This is a genomic window from Ktedonobacter sp. SOSP1-52 (assembly GCF_016587395.1).
Window position 1 is genome coordinate 1,653,538 of record NZ_BNJH01000002.1, and the last position, 21,029, is coordinate 1,674,566.

Here is a 21,029-nt window from a genome sequence, read left to right on the forward strand (position 1 = left end):
AGTGCGATGCTCGCGAAGCTACACCAATCCCATTATTTCCTCTGCCAAAAAGGAAACTGCTTGAATTATAGATATCAGGGAAGCCAGGGTCAAGCCAACCAACGCTACTAAAAGACGCATCTACGTATAATGGTCCATATGTAGACGCGTCCTTTAGTAGCGTTGGACCATCTGAAGTTGCAACAACTTCTGCTCGATCTGCTGCCAGACCAGCTGCTCAGCCTCGTTCACGCGTAGGCGCTCACGCATCATCAGCTGTGATACCCAGCTACGAAAATGAGTGAGATAACTTTGCTGCAAGGGATAGGGCGGCATTTGACACAACTCTACCTGCTGTAGCGGATAATAGGCTCCCGGCTGAAAGGCAATATTTATCAGCTCAGTGTAGGCCGCCAAAAGCGCCTGGCGTGGCTCAGGAAGGAAGAATTTCGGGCGCGTACTTAAACCAAGGAGGCACCCGGCGATGGTATCGCCCAGGAGAATAGGGCAGGCCATAGCGCTTTGCTCGTGCTCTCCCCAGACAATGGGGAAAAACTGGAAGCCCTCAGAACGCTCCGCCACCACGCGCGCGCGCCCCATATTGATAACATAGCCCGCCAGGGACTCCGCACCGAGAAAGGCCGTATGATGCTCCAGCTCGCGATCCCAGGGTGGTGTACCGCGCCCAATGATTTCACGCACGCTGCGCACCTTGCCCCCCTCACCCGGTGGCATACATGTGATAACCGTCAATTCCAGGCCGACCCGGTGTGGGTCGAGATGCTTGAGCGCCTGCTGTAACACGAGGTCGCAGATCGCATTGAAGCGCAGAATAGCCGGCAGGTCACAATGGGCATTAACGATGCGCGAGTAAAAAAGCGCAGGAATCTCAGGATTCTCCGTGCTCTCCTCTAGCAAATCGGGATCTCTAAAGGGCTTGCCCACTTCCTCAGGTAACAACTCCACAAACCTGGCGCGATGTTCTGGCAAAGTCTGGAGCAACTGGCGTAAATTCTGTGTTCGAGGAGTTGATTCGCCACTGGCCCAGCGTGTAAGCGTCACGGGACTGATGTTAAGTAGACTAGCGATGCGCTGCTTCTCTTGAGGATCATGAATAATCCTCCCGAGGAACTCACGCCAGGTTTGTACCTCGCTCACCGTATATCCCCCCATATCGCGGCTCAATGTTGAAATATGGTAGTATCATAACAGCAAAATATTCGCAAGTCAAACTTAATGCATATATCATATATAGTTAATTTAATGCGTATAAACGCGCAATCTCTCTTTTTAAGTTACATAAAAGGTTAAATAAAAGAAAGGGAGCAACCGACACTGGCTTGCTCCCGGTAGAGATGTGCGCACTTCTTATGCGGCGTGTATTTTGGCCACGACGGAACTTGCCTCGACCGTAGCGAGGGCCGCTACGGCTGACTCTTGCTCGATTACCAGTGTGCCGTTCTCGCTATCACTATCCACGGTCACCTGGTCGCCCTCCTCTATTGCGCCACGCAGAATGGCCTCAGCGAGCAAATCATTCAGCAGAGACTGGATCGTGCGACGCAACTGGCGCGCACCATAGGAGACATCATAGCCATGCTGCACCAGGAAATGACGTGCCTGAGGGGTTACCGTCAAGGTCACTGGCAGGGCGGTAAAGCGCTCATTCAGACGGCTCTGGGTCTGATGGATCATCATATCTACGATCTGGTTCAGGTGCTCACGCGTCAACGAATGGAAGACGATGATATCATCAAATCGATTGAGCAGTTCAGGACGGAACATCCCCTTCAAGGCCGGCAAGACGCGCTGGCGAATACGCTCCGTATCCTCCTGCTGTCGTACCTGGGCATTCTTCTGCCGTGGAGTAAAGGCCATCGAACCGGTCGAGAGCTGCTCAGCTCCTGCGTTCGAGGTCAGAATAATAATCGTATCTCTGAAGGAGACGCTCTGTCCATGCGCATCCGTCAACACACCATCATCCAGAATCTGCAAGAGCAGATCAAATACCTTGGGGTGCGCCTTCTCGATCTCATCGAAGAGTACCACGCTATACGGCTGGCGACGCACGGCCTCCACAAGCTGTCCAGGCTGGTCAGAGCCAGCATAGCCGACAGGAGTACCAATCAAGCGCGAGGCGTGGTGGCTCTCCATAAATTCGGACATATCAAAACGTATGAGTGCCTTGCTATCCGTGAAAATGGTCTCCGCCAGGGCACGCGCCAGCTCTGTCTTCCCTACGCCGGTTGGTCCCACAAACAGGAAGGAACCAATTGGGCGCCGTCCATCATGCATCGAGGAGCGGGCGCGGCGTACGGCACGTGCGACGGCCTGTACAGCTTCGTGCTGCCCTACCACACGCTTATGCAATTCATTCTCCAGCGAGAGCAGCATGCGGCGTTCGGAGGTCGTCAGGCGTGTGACGGGAATGCCCGTCCAACTGGACACAATATGCGCAATAGCCTCTTCGTCAATCGTAGGGTAGGCCTCGCCATCAGCCATCCAGCTCTGCTCAGCTAGCCAGAGCTCGCCCCGCAACTCCTGTTCCCGCTTGAGCAAGACCAGCCCCTTGTGAAAGTCCTGCTGCGAGATGGCATAATTTTTCTCACGTGTTGTGCTTGCCAATTGGTCGCGCAGATGCTGGATCCCCTGGGGGGGCAGCGAACGCTTCACACGCGCACGCGCGCAGGCCTCGTCTACCAGGTCAATGGCCTTATCGGGCAAGAAGCGTCCCTGAATATAGCGCTTCGACAGTTGCGCGGCACTCTCGATGGCGGCGTTGGTGATATTGACCTCGTGGAATGTCTCGTAGCGTGGACGCAGCGTGCGCAGACAGGCGATGGTCTCATCAATAGTCGCCTCGGGCACTATCACAGGTTGGAAGCGACGCTCCAGGGCGGGATCAGCCTCGATGTGGCGGCGGTATTCCTCCATTGTCGTCGCACCAATACAGCGGAACTCACCGCGAGCCAGCAACGGCTTGAAGAGATTGGCGGCATCAAGCGACCCCTCGCCACCCGCACTCTGCACCAGGGTATGCACCTCATCGATAAAGAGAATCAGGTTCTTTGCCGCCGCGACCTCCAGCATGACTCCGCGCAGGCGATGCTCAAAATCGCCGCGCAGCTTGGTACCCGCAACCAGGGACGCCACATCTAATCCGACCACGCGGCACTGGCGAAACTCGTCAGGTACCTGCCCCTCGATAATCCGCGTCGCCAAGGCCTCGGCCAGGGCGGTCTTACCGACACCCGGTTGTCCGATGAGGATAGGATTGTTCTTCGAGCGGCGTGCCAGAATCTGGAGCATACGCTCAATCTGTACCTCGCGCCCCACTACCGGCTCCAACTCCTCCATCAAGGCATCCATAGTCAGATCACGACTATACTCATTCAGGAGAGGGGTCTCATCATAGAAAGCCTGGAAACGCACCGCGAACTGGAGGTTATCATAGCCTTTATTCGTCAGTTGTTTGAGTTGTTTCTGTGCAGCGTCCGCCGAAATATCCATAGTATTCAACACCCCCATTGTCGTGCTGTCCTGGTCTACAAAAATAGCGCGCAGCAGATGCTCTAGCGAAACAAGTTCTTCATTCTCCAATAGGGCCTCCTCTTCAGCTCTTTTGAGCGTTGCACGGGCGGATGGGTTGAGCGCGGGCGTGCTGATCAACGCTTTATGACCAAATCCAAGCACAAACTCCAGGGTCTGGGCGACCCGGTACGGGCTGGTATGCATTGACGCAAAGAGGGCTTCTATCAGAGGATTATTTAGCTTGAGCAACCCCAGGAACAGATGAGCACTACCCACCGAACGATGGCAGAGGCGAATCGCCTCTTCGCGCGCCAGGGCAAGTACCTGGCGAAGTTCGGGGGTATAATTACTGTATTTTTTGGGCTGCTTCATCCTTAGCTCCTTTTTGAGATAACCACGTCAAGATAATGAGAATAGAGCGAGACTGTAAACACACGTCTCTCATGTCACGAAAGCCACGTTAAGAGAGACAGGCTATCGACCAGTAAGTGTTTAGCAAGGCTGTGTTGCAATTGTACTCTAAAAGGTTTCCCAGACTCTATCCCGAAAAAGTTTTTTTGCCTTGTACCAGGCCCATAACTACCAGTCGGCAAGGCCCAACCTTCATTGAAAAAATATAGGACCACACCCCCCAATAGTACCAACCAGGCGCTCTCTAGCAGGGAAATTGTGGTCCAACACGAGTGATACAGCAGGCGGAGCCTCAATGCAAGATCGATTCCTCGGGTGTAGCGAGCAGGAGCGCGGCCCCAACCAGAGGCGCATCCTCCTTAAAGCGAGCAGGGACCAATACCAGGCGTGTCCAGTTTAAGCGGGCGTCTATCTTCTGCTGCAAGAGGGGGAGGAGAAATGGGTTATGCAAGGCAATCGCGCCACTCACGGCGATAACCTCAACCTTGGTGAGCTGGGCCAGGTTCACCAGGCCCAGAGCCAACTTGTCACTGAAGGTCTCCCAGAAGGCCGAGTCCTGTAATTGCTCGATGGGACGCCCATAGCGTTGTTCAAGCTGTCTGCCACCAGTAAAAGGCTCTAGGCATCCGACCTGTCCACAGAGACAGCGCAACTCATTTCCATCCAGCAACTGATGCCCAATCTCAATGGAGACTGTCACTCCCACGCCCGCCTTCTCAAGATGTATGGCGGCCCCCGTACCCGTGGAGAGCGTTACATAGGCACAGCGCTCGCTCGACGCCAGGACACCAAAACGCTTCTCGCCCAGCAGCCCACAAACGGGATCATGTGCCAAGCGAGCTGGGCAACCCAGGCGCGCCTCCAGATCAGCGGCCAGGGGCTGCTGAACATAGTCCAGCAAGTTGGGAGCAATCGTGACCATCCGTCCATCCAACGCAAGCCGCCCACCAATCGAGACCCCAATTCCAGCAAGAGCTTTCAGTAAGCCATGTTCGCGCAGGGTCACACATATCTGCTCCACCTGCTGTGCATACTCTTGCGGCGTCGGAAAACGCGCCAACAGGGTAAACGTGGGGGCATCAAGTGAGGCAAAGAGGCCAATACGAGTGTTGGTTCCTCCAATATCCACACCGACAGCGGGGAGCATCATCGGCGTAGATGAAGTGTGTGCCACGTGTGGTAAGGAATCTGACTGAGTTGGCATCGCAAGACATCCTATCTCTTTGTAGCTGACACGACTATTTTCCCACTCTCATGGGAAGGGAAAGCTCCCTTTCCGTGTTTGTAACTGAGAGAGGGCTATAAAATAAATTTTATGTCAACTATAATACATAGTAATTCTTAGAACTAACGAGGTATTCGTGACAGACAAACAATCAATACAAGGGGGAAATGGTGTTCCCCCACCAGCGAAAATCGATCCTTATGGTGCGCTCCGTATTCGCGACTTTCGTCTCCTGTTCCTGGGTTCGCTCATCGCGAGCATAGGTCAGCGCATGCTGAGCGTGGCTATTGGCTGGGAACTCTATGTACGCACACATTCAGCACTTATTCTGGGCGGAGTAGGCCTGGTACAGGTCCTACCAGTCATATTTTTATCACTTCCCGGTGGCCAACTCGCCGATACGTATAACCGCAAACGTATCATTCTGGTGACAGAGGCCGCCCTGGTGCTCATCTCACTGGCCCTGGCGGCTCTCTCCTACACCCAAGCCCCCATCTGGATGGTTTATTTCTGCCTCCTGCTTGTGGGATGCGCATCCGCGTTTAACAGTCCCGCCTCCGAGGCCTTTCTCTCGGAAACGGTTCCCGAAAGTAGCTTTGAGAACGCGGCGACCTGGTTCAGCAGCTCATGGCAACTGGCCTCGGTTCTCGGCCCAGCCCTAGGCGGCTTCGCCATCGCTCTCTTTCACGGCACCATTCAGGTCTATCTCTTCAATACCCTGACAGGCCTCCTCTTCGTCATCCTGCTCTGGCAGATACGAACCCTGGTTCCGACCAGTATCAAGAAGACAAGCAGTAAAAAGACCACGCTTCAGGACCTTGGCGAGGGCTTTGCCTTTCTACGCCATGCCCCGATCATCCTGGCCGCGATTACACTTGATCTCTTCGCCGTGCTCCTGGGCGGCGCGACAACCTTAATGCCCATTTTCGCGCAGGACATTCTCAAGGTTGGACCTACAGGCCTGGGGTGGCTGGAGGCCGCGCCCTCGCTTGGCGCTATCTGCGTAACACTCTTCATCGCCCATCGCCCACCCTTTCAGCGCGCCGGGCGGACCTTGCTCCTGGCGGTCGCGGGCTTCGGCCTGGCCACAATCGTCTTCGGCGTTTCACAGTCCTTCTGGCTCTCGCTCGTGATGCTTTTCTGCCTGGGCGGGTTGGACAATATTAGCGTCATTATTCGCAGCACCCTTATGCTGACTCGGACACCCAATCATATGCGCGGGCGGGTCTCGGCGGTCAACTCCATTTTCGTCGCCTCATCCAACCAGTTAGGCGGCTTTGAGTCGGGAGTCACGGCCCAATTCTTAGGACCTGTTCTCTCCGTGGTAATCGGTGGCATCGGCACCGTCCTGGTTGTCTTAGCCGTAGCTGGCATCTGGCCCGAGATGCGCCGCCTGGGCACGCTACGCGAGACAGGAGACGAGGCCGTAGCGCTCACAGCCCAAAACGAGATTGCTGAAGCGTCTGAACTCCCAGTTCAATAGCAATTGTAGGCGTCCTCCTGCTCGGGATCGCTAAATACAAAAGAGAGACCAACTTGTATAAGCTGGTCTCTCTTTTGTATTTAGCGATCCCGAGAGGGGTCGAACCTCCGACCTACAGATCCGCAATCTGTCGCTCTATCCACTGAGCTACGGGATCAATCATGTGCTATTCAATTGTTTGCAGCACCAATCGTTGCCGACTGATATCTGGCGATCCCGAGAGGGGTCGAACCTCCGGCCTACAGATCCGCAATCTGTCGCTCTATCCACTGAGCTACGGGATCAATCACGGGTTGTATACTACAGCATTCGTGGAGAATTGTCAAGAGCTTTGAGGGCCTTTTTTCAAAATTAGTTTTTCTAAGCATTCAACTCTTCAGAAATGGCTGCCGCATCCTTACACAGAACCCAACGCCACTCTCGTGGCTAACACTAACGCGCTCAGGGTTCTGTATAGGCACTTCCCCTGTTGGTGCAGAGATAAAATAAGCAGACATATACTCTACACCGGGTAACCAGGTTACAGGATCGCGGCAGACACAAGAACTCACAATAAGACCAGCCAGAAACGCGTAAGAAGCGAGCAGGGCGCACTAAACACGCTCAGCGCGTATTGCCCGAATCGTATCAGTGCGCATGCAACCCAGTCCCTACATCATAAGTGACTACGCAAGCCCCTCAATGACATCACGCGCGCGTGCTAGAGCATCGCGACGCACATAGTAGTAGGCCCACAGGCCCTTCTTACGGCAATCGACCAGTCCCGCATCACGCAGAATGCGCAGGTGGTGCGAGATTGTTGGCTGCTCTAGTGTGAAGCTCTCTACTATTTCAAAGACACACACTTCTCCTTCGTGTCGACTTAGCAGGCTCAAAATGCGCAAACGTGTCGGATCAGCCAGCGCCTTGAGCAGGCGCGCCTGAACCACGGCGTCATCCTCACTTAGAGTGGGCACAAATTTAGGTGCAATACCTACGGTAGTGCTCCCGAGAGCGGCCGCCGCCTGACGGTGTAGTGCATTGGCGGCAGATGGTGCCGAATTCACAGCTGCTGTCACGATACGATTGGTATTTCCCTGATTCATCGATGTCATAAACTTCTCTCCTTCCATCCTCCCAACCGGATGTCAAACCTACGATTGAGTCTGGGGTTTTTCGTATGGTACCTTTACCTATAATAACTAGATACCTATAATAATTATAGAACTCTATCCAAATCGGCCTTGTAAATACACTTTGCCCATCAGTCAGAAACAGCTTTTTTTTCTCTTAAATCTTCACCTGTCACTAAATGGGCAAAGGTATTCTTTGGCGTTCTGGCGCTATTCTAGCGGGCAAAGAGAAAGAGGAATACACAAACAACAATCAACGTCATTCGCCCATCTGAGCAAGCTCTGAGAAGCTTTTACGCAAAAACTATACAGGAATAGATCCTAAACAAGACAGGCCTCCTTGCATAAGGAGGCCTGTCTTGTCAGCAAAGTACCAACGCTCTTAATGATACCAATGTTGATAGTAGAGAAAAATCTGTGAGGTACCTGAAATCCTTGTGAAGAAACTTCCACGCATCCTTTCATCTAGAGGAGCAGGAGGCTTGAGAAAGGGGGGAACACTATATCCCTGGAGTGTCACAATATTTGACGAAGGTGCAGATGCAACAATATGGTCCCGCAATACCTGAGGATACCAATCAAAGACAAACTCAGGAAAGATACGCATCTCATCCTGACCTGATGCAAAGGGGGTAGCACTCTCAACAATCTTTGCAAGAGCCTGCGAATCAAAGGTGAGGATGGCAACAACCCCAACCATGTCTGTAGGCCCCGGCACAGATCGACCATCATCGTTGTTTATGGGGAGTGAGATTGGTTGCCAGGCTACCTGTTGTGGCTGGAATGGAAGGCGGATAATAGTTGCCAGTTTCTTGGCATCACTAGAAGGCCATTGGGAAACAGGAGATTGGCAACCCGAAAGCATAATGAGGAGACACAAAACAAGCAACGAAAATATCAAGTCAGGTCTCCACCTCATAAGAAAAGCGCACCTTTCTTCACAAAATATATCTTTTTCTATTTACGGTTAATGATTGCTCTTGTTGTATTTACCGAAGACCTTTCGCCCTGCGTAGCTCGCAGGGGCGAAAAGGGCGCAAGATGGAGGCAAGCTCTGTCTGCCTCCATCTTGCATGTAAGAGGCGTCGTTGAATACCAGGCGCATAACAAAACGAGCGAGAGCGAGGTAGAATATATCTACCTTGCTCTCGCTCGTTTTCCTCGTCCCCCTATGGGAAACAAGCGTTACTTTGTTGGCTCTGGGCGCACCTGCAAATGTAATTCGTTAAGTTGCCTGTCATCGACCGGGGCGGGCGCTCCCATCAGCAGATCTTGCGCGCTCTGCGTCTTGGGGAAGGCAATTACTTCGCGAATATTGTCCTCGTCAGCGAAGAGCATGACCAGGCGGTCGACGCCCAGGGCGATGCCACCGTGAGGGGGCGCGCCATACTCAAAGGCCTCTAGCATATGCCCGAACTGCTCCTGGATCTGCTCGTCGCTCATTTTCATCAACGAAAAGACCTTATGCTGGAGTTCAGCCACATTGATACGGACGCTACCGCCGCCGACCTCAAACCCGTTACAGATGATGTCATACTGCTTGGCGCGAATGTCCAGCGGATTGGAGTCCAGGCGCTCAATATGCGCCTCATCCATGCCCGAGAAGGGATTGTGCTCCGCATCATAGCGCTGGAGATCCTCATCGTAGTGGAACAGCGGGAAGTCCACAACCCAGCACAGCGCCATCTCCTGTGGATCGATCAGCTTCAGGCGCTCCGCCATCTTGACACGCAGGCGGAAGAGGACATCATTGGCAACCTTGGCACTGTCGGCCACAAAGAGCAGGAGATCGCCAGGCTGGCCCTCCAGGCGCTCTACAATGGCCTGCACCTCTTCGGGAGCCATGAACTTGGTCAGGGGAGACTTAATTGTGCCGCCCTCCTGAATCGCCAGTTGCACCAAACCTTTGGCCCCCAGTGTACGCGCAAACTCGGTGATCTCATCGACCTCTTTGCGCGTATAGCTTGCGCCACCAGGCACCTTCAAGCCCTTGACCATGCCGTTCGCGGAGAGTGCGCTCTTAAAGACGCCAAAGGTACCCGCCTCCGCCAGGTCTGAGATCTCCACCAGGGGAAGATCAAAGCGCAGGTCGGGGTGGTCCGTGCCATAGCGGTTCATGGCCTCTTTAAAGCTCAGGTGTGGGAAGGGACGCTGCTTAATACGCTTCTTCGTCGTCTTCTCGATCAGCTTAATCAGCATATCCTCGATAAGACCCATGACATCTTCTTCAGAGACAAAGGCCATCTCGACGTCAAGCTGAGTGAACTCAGGCTGACGGTCGGCACGCTGGTCCTCGTCGCGGAAACAGCGCGCGATCTGGAAATAACGATCCAGTCCCGCGACCATGAGGAGCTGCTTGAGTTGCTGAGGCGACTGGGGCAGCGCGTAAAACTCGCCCTCGTACAGGCGGCTTGGCACCAGATAGTCGCGCGCGCCCTCTGGCGTACTCTTCATCAGGATGGGCGTCTCAATCTCCAGGAAGCCACGCTCATCGAGATAGTCGCGCATTTCCTTGACGATGCGGTGGCGCAGGATGATGTTATCGCGCATATGGGGGCGGCGCAGGTCGAGATAGCGATACTTGAGGCGCAGAGGCTCATCGACCTGGATTGCGTCGCTATTGATCGGGAAAGGCGTCGTGCGCGAGTGATTGAGAATCTCAATCGACTGGGCGACAATCTCGATCTGGCCTGTGGGCAACTGTGTGTTCTCTGTTCCAGGAAGACGACGCTTCACCAGTCCTTTTACCTGTACCACATACTCTGAACGCACCTCAGACGCAATCTGATGCGCCTCGCGCGAACGTTCGGGGTCGCAAATAACCTGTGTCAAGCCATAGCGGTCGCGCAAATCGAGAAAGATCAGACCACCATGGTCACGACGACGATTGACCCAACCGGAGAGCGTCACCTCGCGGTCAATATCCTTCGCGGTCAACTCGCCACAGGTGGCGCTGCGAAAATGCACCTCAAAAGCCACGTTACAATGCTCCTTACTGCTTTTTATTGCCTTTTATTTCCATATATCGGACGATACCGTATACCCTAAAGATTACGGACAATAATACTGCGAACAACAAAAAAAAGCTACCTTTCCTGTGGCAGCTCCCACCCAGCGGCTTGCTGTTTCTTGCGCTGTCGAGAACTGTCAAAGGAGAGGTAACTTCCTGGCCCGCTCAGAGCTGGCAATCGGTCGGGGCCTTGCTGGCGTCAATAGTGAGCTGTGTGCGTAGAGCATCCACCGGACCCGTCTGCGAGACCAGGTAGAGGATGTTCTCCCCTGGATCGGCGGCGATACCTTTCACATTACTCAGTAAGTTCGTCGACACATATTGACGCGATAGCTGGACCTTAATGGGGGATGTACCAGTTGTCTGTCCCTTTGGCGCCGTCTGCGAACTGCTCGAAACCAGATTCAAATCAAGCAAACGATGGCTGGCACCATCCGCAACGAATAAGTGGGGCGTCCCCCCTACCTTCATGGCGGACAGAACAGACGAGGTCGCGCGTGAGATCAAGAGCGTCGTCTGGATCTGTGGAGCAGGAGCTGGCACGGCCATTTTGCTTGTAAAGGCCTGCGCACTGGCATTGAGCGGAGCATAAATGGGCTGTTGCACTCCAACGTTGACCGCTGCACCCTTGCCCCCATTGAACTGCACACTCTGCACGGTACCATTGTCAAGCAAGAGGAAGAGCTGTTTGCCTGGGAAGGCTGCCATACTCAGGATGTTAGCCGAAGATAGTTGCATCTCTGGTGGCGCCGCATTCGCATCAGTAGCACCAACGACCTTATCCAGGGCATAGTCTAGAATGAGCGCGGTGTTGTCAGCGTTAGTTGACGTGAGCAAAACATACGCGTCTTTATCCCAGGCCGAGACGAGGAGCGGCTTATAGCCCTTTTTGATCTGATCCTCAGGAATAGTGATTTTTGCGTCTGACGTTGTGAGTGCTCCACTATCATCTGGCGTGAACACCTGTAAACTATAGCTCGTTCCACTATTCAGGGTAAGCACAAGAAGATGCCCGTCAGCGCCCGTGATGGAGGTGATTTGCCCATCCACGCCTTTGAGCTTATCGCCTAACTTATGCTGCTCATCCATTAGATAGAGCGAGCGATAATCATACCCTTCGGTATAATAAAACTTCTTGTTATTGTGCTGTACCACCGCCAGCCCGGATGGTTGCACCTTCGCGTCACCGCTGGCAATAGAAACAGTGGTAGTGTTAGCACACAGAAGGTTTGAAATCAAATAACGCTGATTATAATTGGTGATCGCACTCTTCGTGCTGGTCTCAAGGTCGCTATTGAGGCTATCTAGTTTGGCCCGCTGATCGCTCGTCAACGAAACCGTCTGGACTTTTCGCAGTTGCTGTTGTGCTATCTGCAAGTCCTGGAGAGCATTTGCGGGATTGAGGGTCAGCTTTGCCCTGGCGCTTGTTATATGTTGATCGGCAGAAGTGAGCGATTCATTGACATTGACGCCCAGTTGCCCAAGCCCCAGAAACCAGAAGGCCCCTCCACCAACCAGCGCCACAATTAAGAGCACGAAAAGCGCAAGTGTGGGAAAGAGAAGCCGCTTGCTACGTGGCGATGGCAATGGGACCACTGTTTGCGGCGACGCCATCCCCTCCGTCGAGGTCAGGGGACCACTTGCCACACGCAAGGGTGTGTTGCCATAGGACGCGTCAGCATTGGGAGCCAGCAGCCCAACCGGGGCGCCCACCAGGCTCCCCATAATCTTCGTGGGCTCTTCACTGACTTCACGGCTCGTCATACGCATTGGACGACGCGCATTGGGCGGTTCCCAGCCCAACTCCTGGACACGGATCACAATCGCGGTAATATTATCAGTTCCGCCATTCTCGTTGGCGCGCTCAACAAGGTGATAGACGCTCTCACGTGGCACATATTGATCAACAATCGAACGTAGTTCTTCATCATCGACCATGCCCGAGAGGCCATCAGAACAGAGGAGCAGTGAGTCATTTTCATCGAGGGGTTCCGCAAATATATCGATCTCAACCTCGGCATTCGTACCCAGCGAACGCGTAATCACATTGCGTTGCGCATGAGAACGAGCCTGGTCCTGCGTGAGCAAACCTGCACGCACCTGTTCTTCAACCCAGGAGTGGTCCTGCGATACCTGGCGTACCTGCCCCTTATGCACCAGGTAGGCCCGGCTATCACCTACATTCGCGACATAGGCCGTGCTTCCTCGTAGAACAGCGGCGACGCAGGTAGTACCCATCCCGCTACGCATCACGCTTTCCGCGGCACGCTGGTGAATTGAAGTATTCGCACGCTTAATGGCATATACGAGTGATTCGGCGACGTCATCCCTATCATCTTGATAGTACACTTTGCTGATCGTGTCGACAGCAATTTCGCTTGCTACTTCGCCTGCGGCATGCCCACCCATCCCATCGGCCACAATGAAGAGAGCCCCCTTCTTTGCCATCATCTGGGCATCCTTAGGAATGACGTAGGCCATATTGTCTTCATTATGGGGACGTCTACGGCCAACATCAGTTAGCTGTGCGACATCGAGCCGAAGTTGTTTGGACAACGCGCATCTCTCCCGTCAATCAGTAGCTCTCATAGTGTGTAAAGATGTGGTACGAAATAGACACACAGAACACACTAGGCGGTTGCTGGAACCTTAGGCTATAATACACCGATGCAAAGAAAAACGCAATGTAGCGCATAGAGCACGTGGTGAGATTTTCTCTTTCGTGTATTGCCTGTCTCGTTTACTGTCCCAGAGTATACTCTTTCAATAGAGAGCATGCAAGATATTTAGCTTGCGGTACTAGCAAAACCAGAGCAAAAGTCCTGGAAATATGCCGCTTTTGCTCCTGCTGGCCAGGCATAGAGTCTATGGAGCCGCGTACATGATCGATACCACCTTTTACGCTCAGCTACAGGCCTTTGAGCGCATGCATCCATTTATCCCGACAGAGATAGTCGGCGAGGCACTTTCCTCCAGGCCAGAAGGCTGGCTGGATCAGCTCCAGGGCCGCCTGGGCCAGCTTGGTTTTACCCAGCCTCCCCTCACGACCTCCACCACGTCCCATCCCCCGATAGGTAAAATACCCATACTCTTCTATAGTGAACGTTGCACACACCCACATTCGACCCTGTTACTCTATAACAGCTACTCCCTATCAGGAAACCAACCATGGCACAGTCTTCCTATTTTTGCATACCTGCAGGCCCTGGAGGCAGTTAAGCATATCCTGGGCGATCTGCCACTCTCCATCAAATGGCTGATCCACTTCCAGCAGGATACAGAGACAGATCTTCTCCCGGCGTTTCTGCGTGCTAACCAGTCCCGACTCCAGGCCAATGCCTGCCTCTGGGATGATACCATCGGTACCTATGAGGCCGGTCTCAACGCCACTAGCGCCCCACTCCTTCTGCTTGGTAGCAAGGGCCGCCTGGGCGTCAGCCTGTATACTACCTCGCCCCAGGCGGCCAGCCATAGCATGCATGGTGGCATCGCACCTGGCGCCGCGTGGAGATTGCTCTGGGCCCTGCAAAGCATCAAGGATGAGCACGAACAGATCCACCTTAAGGGCTTTTATGATGCCATCGAATTGCCCACGGAGGAGCTGTTGCAGGCAACAGCTGAGCTGTTGGATCGCTCGGAACTCTTGCGCCAGCGTTGGGGCCTACCAGCCTTAGCCCTTGACCTTGAGGGTCTACAACTCCACTACACGCAGCTACTGGTCCCCACCTGTAGCCTCACTATGCTCACAGGTTTGCCTTTTTCTGCGAACGCCAGCGATAATGGCGAGCACGTGGTGACGCATGCGCAAGCAAACCTGGATTTTCACCTGGTCGCGGGGCAGGTCCCCGAGCGGGTCTATACGCAATTACGCCATCATCTTGACGAGCGAGCCTTCCACGATGTTCAGACTCGCTGGCGCTATGGTTATCCTCCAACCCCTGCACAGACCCCAGATGTACCCTTTGTACAACTGGCACGCGCAAGTAGTGAGCTAGCGTATGGGCAACGGCCAGCCTTGCTTCCAACAACCGCGAGTAGTCAGCCGCTTGCCCTCCTTGCTGCCCAGCATTCCTTACCTTTTGTTATCACTGCGCTGGCCGGAGAAGCTGAGACCTCAGCCTTCACCAGACAGACAGCATTACTCCTTGCTAGCTTTGCGCAGAGAAAAAGTGGAGAGCGATAAATAGCCATATATTTCGTTCTCTCTTATGAGCATAGTTGCAATTGAAGAGAATTTCCTCCCATATAGGAAACAGGCTAATAGGGCCATTTATTATACAACTCATCGCTTAGAGAGTATACTAAAAACTGTCAGGGCTCTGATCAGGGTCTACAGTTACAGCTAACAGCCGATATTTAGTATGAGAGCATAATACGCAACATTTTCTATCCTGATCGTTCGTTATAACTCTGTTTTTTCGTCCAACATCGAACTCTTTAAAGCTCTCACAGCAAGAGCCTATCACTCTCATCTATCTGCATCAAGGCATTTACTGCCAATATTTCATTAAGAAACCAGAATGACGACTGGCTGTTACTGTAAAAAAGCGACGTTATGCAGCTATAGGAGACTGTCATCGATATGCATATAGGTATCAATGCTCAATTGCTATCCTTCGGTCAAAACTATCGCAATGGTGGTGTCAGCCGCTATATACGTTACCTGCTCCGCGAATTAGCCAGGCAGCCAGGAGAGCACCACTACACAGTCTTCATCAATGGAGAGGATGTCATTGAGCAGCTACATGCCTATCACCCACAGATTACCTATGTTTCCGCTCCCTGGCCAGAGACTCAGCCAACCGCACGTGTAACTTGGGAACAATTCACGCTTCCAAATCAGTTACGCCAACGGCACATCGACGTTCTTCATTCCCCAGTGAATGTTTTACCGGCCCTGCTTCCCAAAAACTGTGCCAGTGTTGTGACCCTGCATGACCTCGCGTTTCTGCGCTTTCCTGAAGTACTGACAACAAGTAAACGCCTGTATCATCGCACATTTACGCTTCGCAGCCTGCGCCAGGCTACAGCGATTGTCAGTGTCTCGGAGAGTACGCGCACCGACGCCCACACTCTGGCCCACATTCCGTTGGAGAAGATCCACACTGTGCATATGTGTATCGATTCACGCTTCGCAAACGTTCATTCAGAAGAGGAACGTGCGGGCTTCCGTCAGAAACACGGGCTTACGGATGGGTATATTCTCTACCTGGGAACGCTTGAGCCAAGGAAGAACATTCCAACCCTTATCGAGGCCTATCATAGCTTGCGGCAAAGCCAGGGGCGACGTGAGAAGCTTGTCCTGGCTGGCGGCAAAGGGTGGCTCTACGATGAGATTTTCGCCCGCATTCAACAACTGGGGCTAGAACAGGATGTCATCTTTCCAGGCTATGTGAATGATCAGGATCAGGAGCTCTGGTACCAAGCAGCCAGTGTTTTTGCCTTTCCCTCGCTCTACGAAGGGTTTGGCATTCCGGTTGCCGAGGCATTAGCAGGAGGTACACCAGTGGTCACGACCAATGTATCAAGCCTCCCCGAGGCAGGTCTAGACCTGGCGCTTTGCGTCGCACCTCAGGATAGCGAGGCCCTGGCCTCAGCCCTTCACCGGGCCTTGACCGACACTCAGCTACAAGAGCGTTGTCGCGAGGAAGCGTATAAGGTGATGGAGAGCTTCTCCGTCCAGCGGATGGTCACAAAAACTATTGCGGTATATGAGCAGGCCGCCCGGGAACGGCCTCGACAACAAGTGACGAACTAGCTATTTATTTTGTGAGGTTGACACGCGTTTCTTTCTGCCCGCGAAAAGCGTCTTTATTGTTTGAACGAATTTTAAGGCATCCAGGCGCCACTCCTGCATAGAAATATACAGAGAAGCCAAAGTGCCATAGTAATATATGAAGCAAAGTAAAGAGACCATGCAAAAAGAGACCATGAATATAGATACGAGCAGAACGGGGATCACCCGGACCCAGAACGCTCCTCAACCCGGCCTCTCTGGTACGACAGGAGCGACAGGTCCCATTACCCAGACCATTTCAAAACGTCGATCACATCGCAAACAATGGCGCATCTTTGAATGTGTCGCTATGCTTATTCTGGATGCGTGGCTGATTCATGTTTCATTTCAGCTGGCCTACTCACTACGCCAGGCCTTTGACGAACCTGATAGCGTTCTCAGCCATCTCCTAGTCAATGTACGCATGAATCTCCTCGATAATGATGCAACAACCTCTCATCTGGGGCCACCTGATCAGTTTGCGAGGCTGGAGATAGGTATCATCCTGGGACTGCTCGTTATCTTCATCTTCCGTGGTCTCTATCGTCTGCGCCTGACCGGGACCTGGTTCCGCCAGGCACAGATTATTCTGGGCTCCACAACGCTGGGCCTGGCCTTCTTGATTACGTACTACTTTACCTTCCAGCCACCAGCCACGTCGCGCTTGCTCTTCGTCTTTGCCTGGCTGATCACCATTCTTGTGCTCATTTTGGGACGCCTCCTCGTCTCTGCGGGTATGAGCATGCTCTACCGGATGGGCCTGGGAGAAACACGCCTGCTGGTCGTAGGCTCGGGGCGCCTGGGCAAAATGGTCATGCAGCATATTACAGCCAGCCCCAATCTCGGCTACTCGATTGTGGGTTTTCTGCACGATATGAGCGAGGAGCCAAGCGATTTTGGGCGCTTTAAGATGCTGGGCACAATTGATGATATCGCTATGGTTATTCGCTCGATGCAGATCGACGAGGTCATCATCGCGCTCCCCTCCAACCTGCACCAGCAGGCTGTACGAAGCGTGAAACTCTGCGAGCGCCTGGGAACCTCGTTTAAGTTAATCCCAGATTTATACGAACTAAGCCTCTCGCGCATCGATATGGAGGCCATTGAGGGCATTCCTTTGATTGGTATTCGCCAGGCCTCGCTCAATACCACTCAGCGTATTATTACACGCCTGATCGATATCCTGGGGTCGGCATCTGTGCTCCTGCTTGGATCGCCAATCTGGCTCTGCATCGCCCTCCTGATCAAATTGACCTCCAAGGGGCCAGTCATTTTCCAGCAGACGCGTATAGGGATGAACGAGAAACCGTTCAAGATGTACAAGTTCCGCTCAATGTATCAAGATGCCGAGCAGCGCAAGGCCGCCCTCCAGGCCAGAAATGAGGCTCAGGGCCATTTCTTTAAGATGAAGGATGATCCGCGTATCACTCCCATTGGGAAGTTCCTGCGCAAAACCAGCTTGGATGAAATTCCCCAGCTTCTTAACGTGCTCAAGGGCGATATGAGCCTGGTTGGTGCCCGACCGCCTGTTCCCGCCGAGGTCGCGCAGTATGAGGAATGGCAGAAGGGACGCTTCGCGATGAAGGGGGGCCTGACCGGCCTGTGGCAGGTACGCGGGCGCAGCAATCTCAGCTTCGACGAGGGAGTGCTCATGGACCTCTATTATATTGAGAATTTCTCGCTACGTCTCTACTTCCAGATTCTCTTTAGCACTATCCCGGCAGTCCTACTACGACGAGGAGCGTATTAATAGCCAATGAAAGTCGCACTAGTACACGATTATCTCAATCAAATGGGGGGGGCAGAACGTGTGGTCCTGGCACTGCATGAACTCTTCCCCGACGCCCCTATCTATACTTCTATCTATGATCCTGAGCGCGTTGATCCCGCCTTCAAAAACATAGATGTTCGTACCTCTTTTATGCAAAAACTGCCCATGGTGACCAGGCATCACCAGCCCTACCTACCCTTCTATCCTTTCGCAATGGAGAAATTAGATCTCCGTGGCTATGACCTGGTGCTCAGCAGTTCAAGCGCCTTTGCTAAAGGCGTCATCACCAGGCCGGAGACAATGCATATTTGTTATTGCCATACCCCTATGCGCTGGTGCTGGAACTATGAGGAGTATGTCGAGCGCGAACAACTGGGCAAGGCGGCGCGCACACTTCTTCCCTTGATAATCACAGGCCTGCGTCTCTGGGATCAGACGACCGCGATGCGCGTCGATCATTTTATCGCCAACTCACCGGCCATCGTCGACCGCATCCGCAAATACTACCGGCGCGAGGCCATCTTCATTCCACCTCCAGTTGAGGTAAAGCGCTTCCCCTTCGATCCAGCCACACAGCCAGGAGATTATTTCCTGGTCTTAAGTCGCCTGATACCATATAAGCGTATAGACCTGGCGATTGAAGCCTGCAATCGGCTACAATTGCCGCTGGTCGTGATTGGAAAAGGCCGAGATAAAGAACGACTGGAAAAGCTTGCTGGCCCAACCATTCGCTTCATGGGCGGACTCTCCGATCAGGAGGTTACCCATTATATCAGTCATTGCCGTGCCTTTCTCTTCCCTGGCGAAGAGGATTTTGGCATTACGCCCTTAGAGGCACAGGCGGCGGGCCGCCCGGTTATCGCCTATGGCGCGGGGGGCGCCCTGGCATCCGTTGTAGAAGGCGTCACTGGCGTCTTCTTCCGCGAACAGACCGTCGAGAGCCTGGCCGACGCGCTCGCCTCCTTTGACGAGCGCCACTTTAACCCGATGGCTATACGCAATCATGCCCTGGAGTTCGACACACCACGTTTCCAGCGTCGCATCTTGCAATTTATAGAAGCCAAAATGCAGACTGGACAATCGCAGAGAAGCATCCAGCCGAGCAATGATGTCATCTCATAAAGAGAACACTGCCAGCGCATAAGAAGCTAGTAGAAAGGGTAGAGAAACGTGGAACTACGAGCCTATTGGGCAGTAATACGACGGAGGCTCTGGATCATTGTAGCCCTCGTCGTGATCGCAGCGGCTTTCGCCGGTTATCAGTACTATAAATTGAGCAAAACACCTGGCGCACTCAAGACCTACCAGTCAAATGTGACGGTTCGCATTGGCCTACAGGCAGATCCCAACGACAAAAATGCTAATGCCACCGATTACCTGACCGCGGGGGAAACCCTGGCCGATGAGATTGTCACCGGACCAACCCTCACCTCCAAGGATTTTGTGGCCCGGATAAAACAGCAATTAGACCAGGATTATGCTCATAATGGCAATCCGCAAGGCGCCAACCAGATTGATGAGGGTGCCATTGCTGGGGCCTTGACTTCGACACACGCTCATAGCATACTCTCCATCACCGCGACCTATCAAACTCCTGAAGGCGCCAAAGCCATTGCTACGGCAGTGGGCGAGGTTTTTACGCAACAAGGTAGTTCTTTCCTTGACTATGAAATTCGCAATGGCAGTAGCGCGAGCGATACCAGTATTCATCCCCAGGCCGAAGCACAACTGGTCAGTGGTGCCTCCGATCCAGGCCTCGTTAGTGGTCCTGCTGGCAATAAACCGCTCCAGCTGGCGTCCCTGGTTCTGGTCAGCCTGCTACTTGGCATCGCCCTGGCATTTCTCATGGAATATCTCGATGATCGTGTGCGCAACAAAGAGGAGCTTGAAGATCTCTTGCAACTGCCTATCATCGGTGAAATTCCAGCCGCCTCCGCAACGGAGAAAGGCCAGAGCAAGCCTCGCCAGGCTTCGGTATCCTAAGGGAAGGAACATAGACGTGGCTTTACAAAAACAGGAGCAGGCATCTCTGCTTAGCGATTACAACACAAACTCAACTTATAGTCTCGCGTATACCGAGATCATTGCCAATATTCGCTTCTCTCTCGATGCGGCACAAAAACAACCGCAAGCGATCGTGCTAGCCTCACCCACGAGTGAGCACGAACCCGGCCTGACAGCGACAAATCTGGCCATCGCAGCAGCACAAAATGGCTTGCCAACCTTACTGGTAGACGCGAACCTGCAAACCCCTCATATCCAGCAATGCTTTGGCATAGGTCAGACCAGTGGACTCAGCGATCTGCTCGCCTCCTTCAATAAAGAGTCGCAGCAGATTGAGCAGTACGTGCGCCCCACATTTTTGCCAGAACTCTCACTCCTGAGTGCGGGCACGCTTTCCCTATCCAGTCAGGAAACCTCCCGGCTGCTCATGCGCCACATAGACGAGGCCATACAAGCACTAAAAGCCTATATGGCGGCCCGTTACCCTGGATTAAGCCTGCTTATTTTACATGGCGCCCCCGTGCTCACGGGCGTGAACGCCTCTCTACTCGCCGCTCACGCCGACCAGACCTACCTGTTAATCACCAAAGGGCAAACAACACGTACCCAGGCCCGCAATGCACTGCAGCACCTGGAGCGCACCCATACGACAGTCGCAGGGACTATTTTGCTAGACGTTTAATGACAAAACGTGTATAGTAGAAACCACGATTCACTAACAACTTCG

At 53.3% G+C, this 21,029-nt stretch carries 14 protein-coding genes and 2 tRNA genes; 7 read left to right on the forward strand and 9 right to left on the reverse strand.

Translation table 11 applies throughout. From position 1 onward, the window contains the following. Positions 1–153: 153 nt before the first annotated feature. The 3 genes from JMJ16_RS22595 to JMJ16_RS22605 all read right to left on the reverse strand — a co-directional run bounded on the left by JMJ16_RS22595 (position 154) and on the right by JMJ16_RS22605 (position 5,125). The gene (locus JMJ16_RS22595; RefSeq protein ID WP_201385220.1) at positions 154–1,137 is read right to left on the reverse strand and encodes a hypothetical protein; all 984 of its coding nucleotides are present in this window, start codon (positions 1,135–1,137) and stop codon (positions 154–156) included. Between the two features lie 210 nt (positions 1,138–1,347). Next, positions 1,348–3,882, reverse strand: coding sequence for an ATP-dependent Clp protease ATP-binding subunit (locus JMJ16_RS22600; RefSeq protein ID WP_201385221.1), 2,535 nt, complete (start codon positions 3,880–3,882; stop codon positions 1,348–1,350). 331 nt (positions 3,883–4,213) lie between these two features. After that, positions 4,214–5,125 (reverse strand): ROK family protein, encoded by a 912-nt coding sequence (locus tag JMJ16_RS22605; protein WP_201385222.1) that lies wholly within the window; start codon positions 5,123–5,125, stop codon positions 4,214–4,216. 157 nt (positions 5,126–5,282) lie between these two features. On the opposite strand from JMJ16_RS22605, the gene JMJ16_RS22610 reads away from it, so the two are divergent. Further along, on the forward strand, positions 5,283–6,629 hold the full coding sequence (locus JMJ16_RS22610; protein WP_201385223.1) for an MFS transporter: 1,347 nt from the start codon (positions 5,283–5,285) through the stop codon (positions 6,627–6,629). Positions 6,630–6,713: 84 nt separating this feature from the next. On the opposite strand, the gene JMJ16_RS22615 is transcribed toward JMJ16_RS22610, so the two are convergent. The 6 genes from JMJ16_RS22615 to JMJ16_RS22640 all read right to left on the reverse strand — a co-directional run bounded on the left by JMJ16_RS22615 (position 6,714) and on the right by JMJ16_RS22640 (position 13,307). Beyond that, positions 6,714–6,786: transfer RNA gene (locus JMJ16_RS22615), tRNA-Arg, on the reverse strand. A 51-nt stretch (positions 6,787–6,837) separates the two neighbouring features. Then, positions 6,838–6,913 (reverse strand) — tRNA-Arg (locus JMJ16_RS22620). A gap of 381 nt (positions 6,914–7,294) precedes the next feature. Next, positions 7,295–7,723 (reverse strand): helix-turn-helix transcriptional regulator, encoded by a 429-nt coding sequence (locus JMJ16_RS22625; RefSeq protein ID WP_201385224.1) that lies wholly within the window; start codon positions 7,721–7,723, stop codon positions 7,295–7,297. A 400-nt stretch (positions 7,724–8,123) separates the two neighbouring features. Beyond that, a complete protein-coding gene (locus tag JMJ16_RS22630; protein WP_201385225.1) occupies positions 8,124–8,660 on the reverse strand; it encodes a hypothetical protein in 537 nt (178 codons plus the stop codon). 266 nt (positions 8,661–8,926) lie between these two features. Beyond that, positions 8,927–10,720 (reverse strand): aspartate--tRNA ligase, encoded by a 1,794-nt coding sequence (aspS, locus tag JMJ16_RS22635; RefSeq protein WP_201385228.1) that lies wholly within the window; start codon positions 10,718–10,720, stop codon positions 8,927–8,929. Positions 10,721–10,916: 196 nt separating this feature from the next. After that, positions 10,917–13,307 (reverse strand): Stp1/IreP family PP2C-type Ser/Thr phosphatase, encoded by a 2,391-nt coding sequence (locus JMJ16_RS22640; RefSeq protein WP_201385230.1) that lies wholly within the window; start codon positions 13,305–13,307, stop codon positions 10,917–10,919. Between the two features lie 325 nt (positions 13,308–13,632). Here JMJ16_RS22640 and JMJ16_RS22645 point away from each other — a divergent pair, with 325 nt between their 5' ends. From JMJ16_RS22645 to JMJ16_RS22670, 6 genes are all read left to right on the forward strand, one after another. Further along, the gene (locus tag JMJ16_RS22645; RefSeq protein ID WP_201385232.1) at positions 13,633–14,934 is read left to right on the forward strand and encodes a peptidase dimerization domain-containing protein; all 1,302 of its coding nucleotides are present in this window, start codon (positions 13,633–13,635) and stop codon (positions 14,932–14,934) included. A gap of 399 nt (positions 14,935–15,333) precedes the next feature. Then, the gene (locus JMJ16_RS22650; RefSeq protein WP_201385233.1) at positions 15,334–16,509 is read left to right on the forward strand and encodes a glycosyltransferase family 1 protein; all 1,176 of its coding nucleotides are present in this window, start codon (positions 15,334–15,336) and stop codon (positions 16,507–16,509) included. Positions 16,510–16,666: 157 nt separating this feature from the next. Then, complete coding sequence (locus JMJ16_RS22655) at positions 16,667–18,277, forward strand: sugar transferase (RefSeq protein ID WP_236601659.1); 1,611 nt, start codon at positions 16,667–16,669, stop codon at positions 18,275–18,277. A gap of 6 nt (positions 18,278–18,283) precedes the next feature. After that, positions 18,284–19,420 (forward strand): glycosyltransferase, encoded by a 1,137-nt coding sequence (locus tag JMJ16_RS22660; RefSeq protein WP_201385235.1) that lies wholly within the window; start codon positions 18,284–18,286, stop codon positions 19,418–19,420. 48 nt (positions 19,421–19,468) lie between these two features. Further along, complete coding sequence (locus JMJ16_RS22665) at positions 19,469–20,281, forward strand: YveK family protein (protein WP_201385236.1); 813 nt, start codon at positions 19,469–19,471, stop codon at positions 20,279–20,281. 16 nt (positions 20,282–20,297) lie between these two features. Further along, positions 20,298–20,984 carry a CpsD/CapB family tyrosine-protein kinase gene (locus JMJ16_RS22670; RefSeq protein ID WP_201385237.1) on the forward strand — a complete coding sequence of 229 codons (687 nt, stop codon included), beginning with the start codon at positions 20,298–20,300 and terminating at the stop codon, positions 20,982–20,984. The last annotated feature ends 45 nt before the right edge of the window (positions 20,985–21,029 follow it).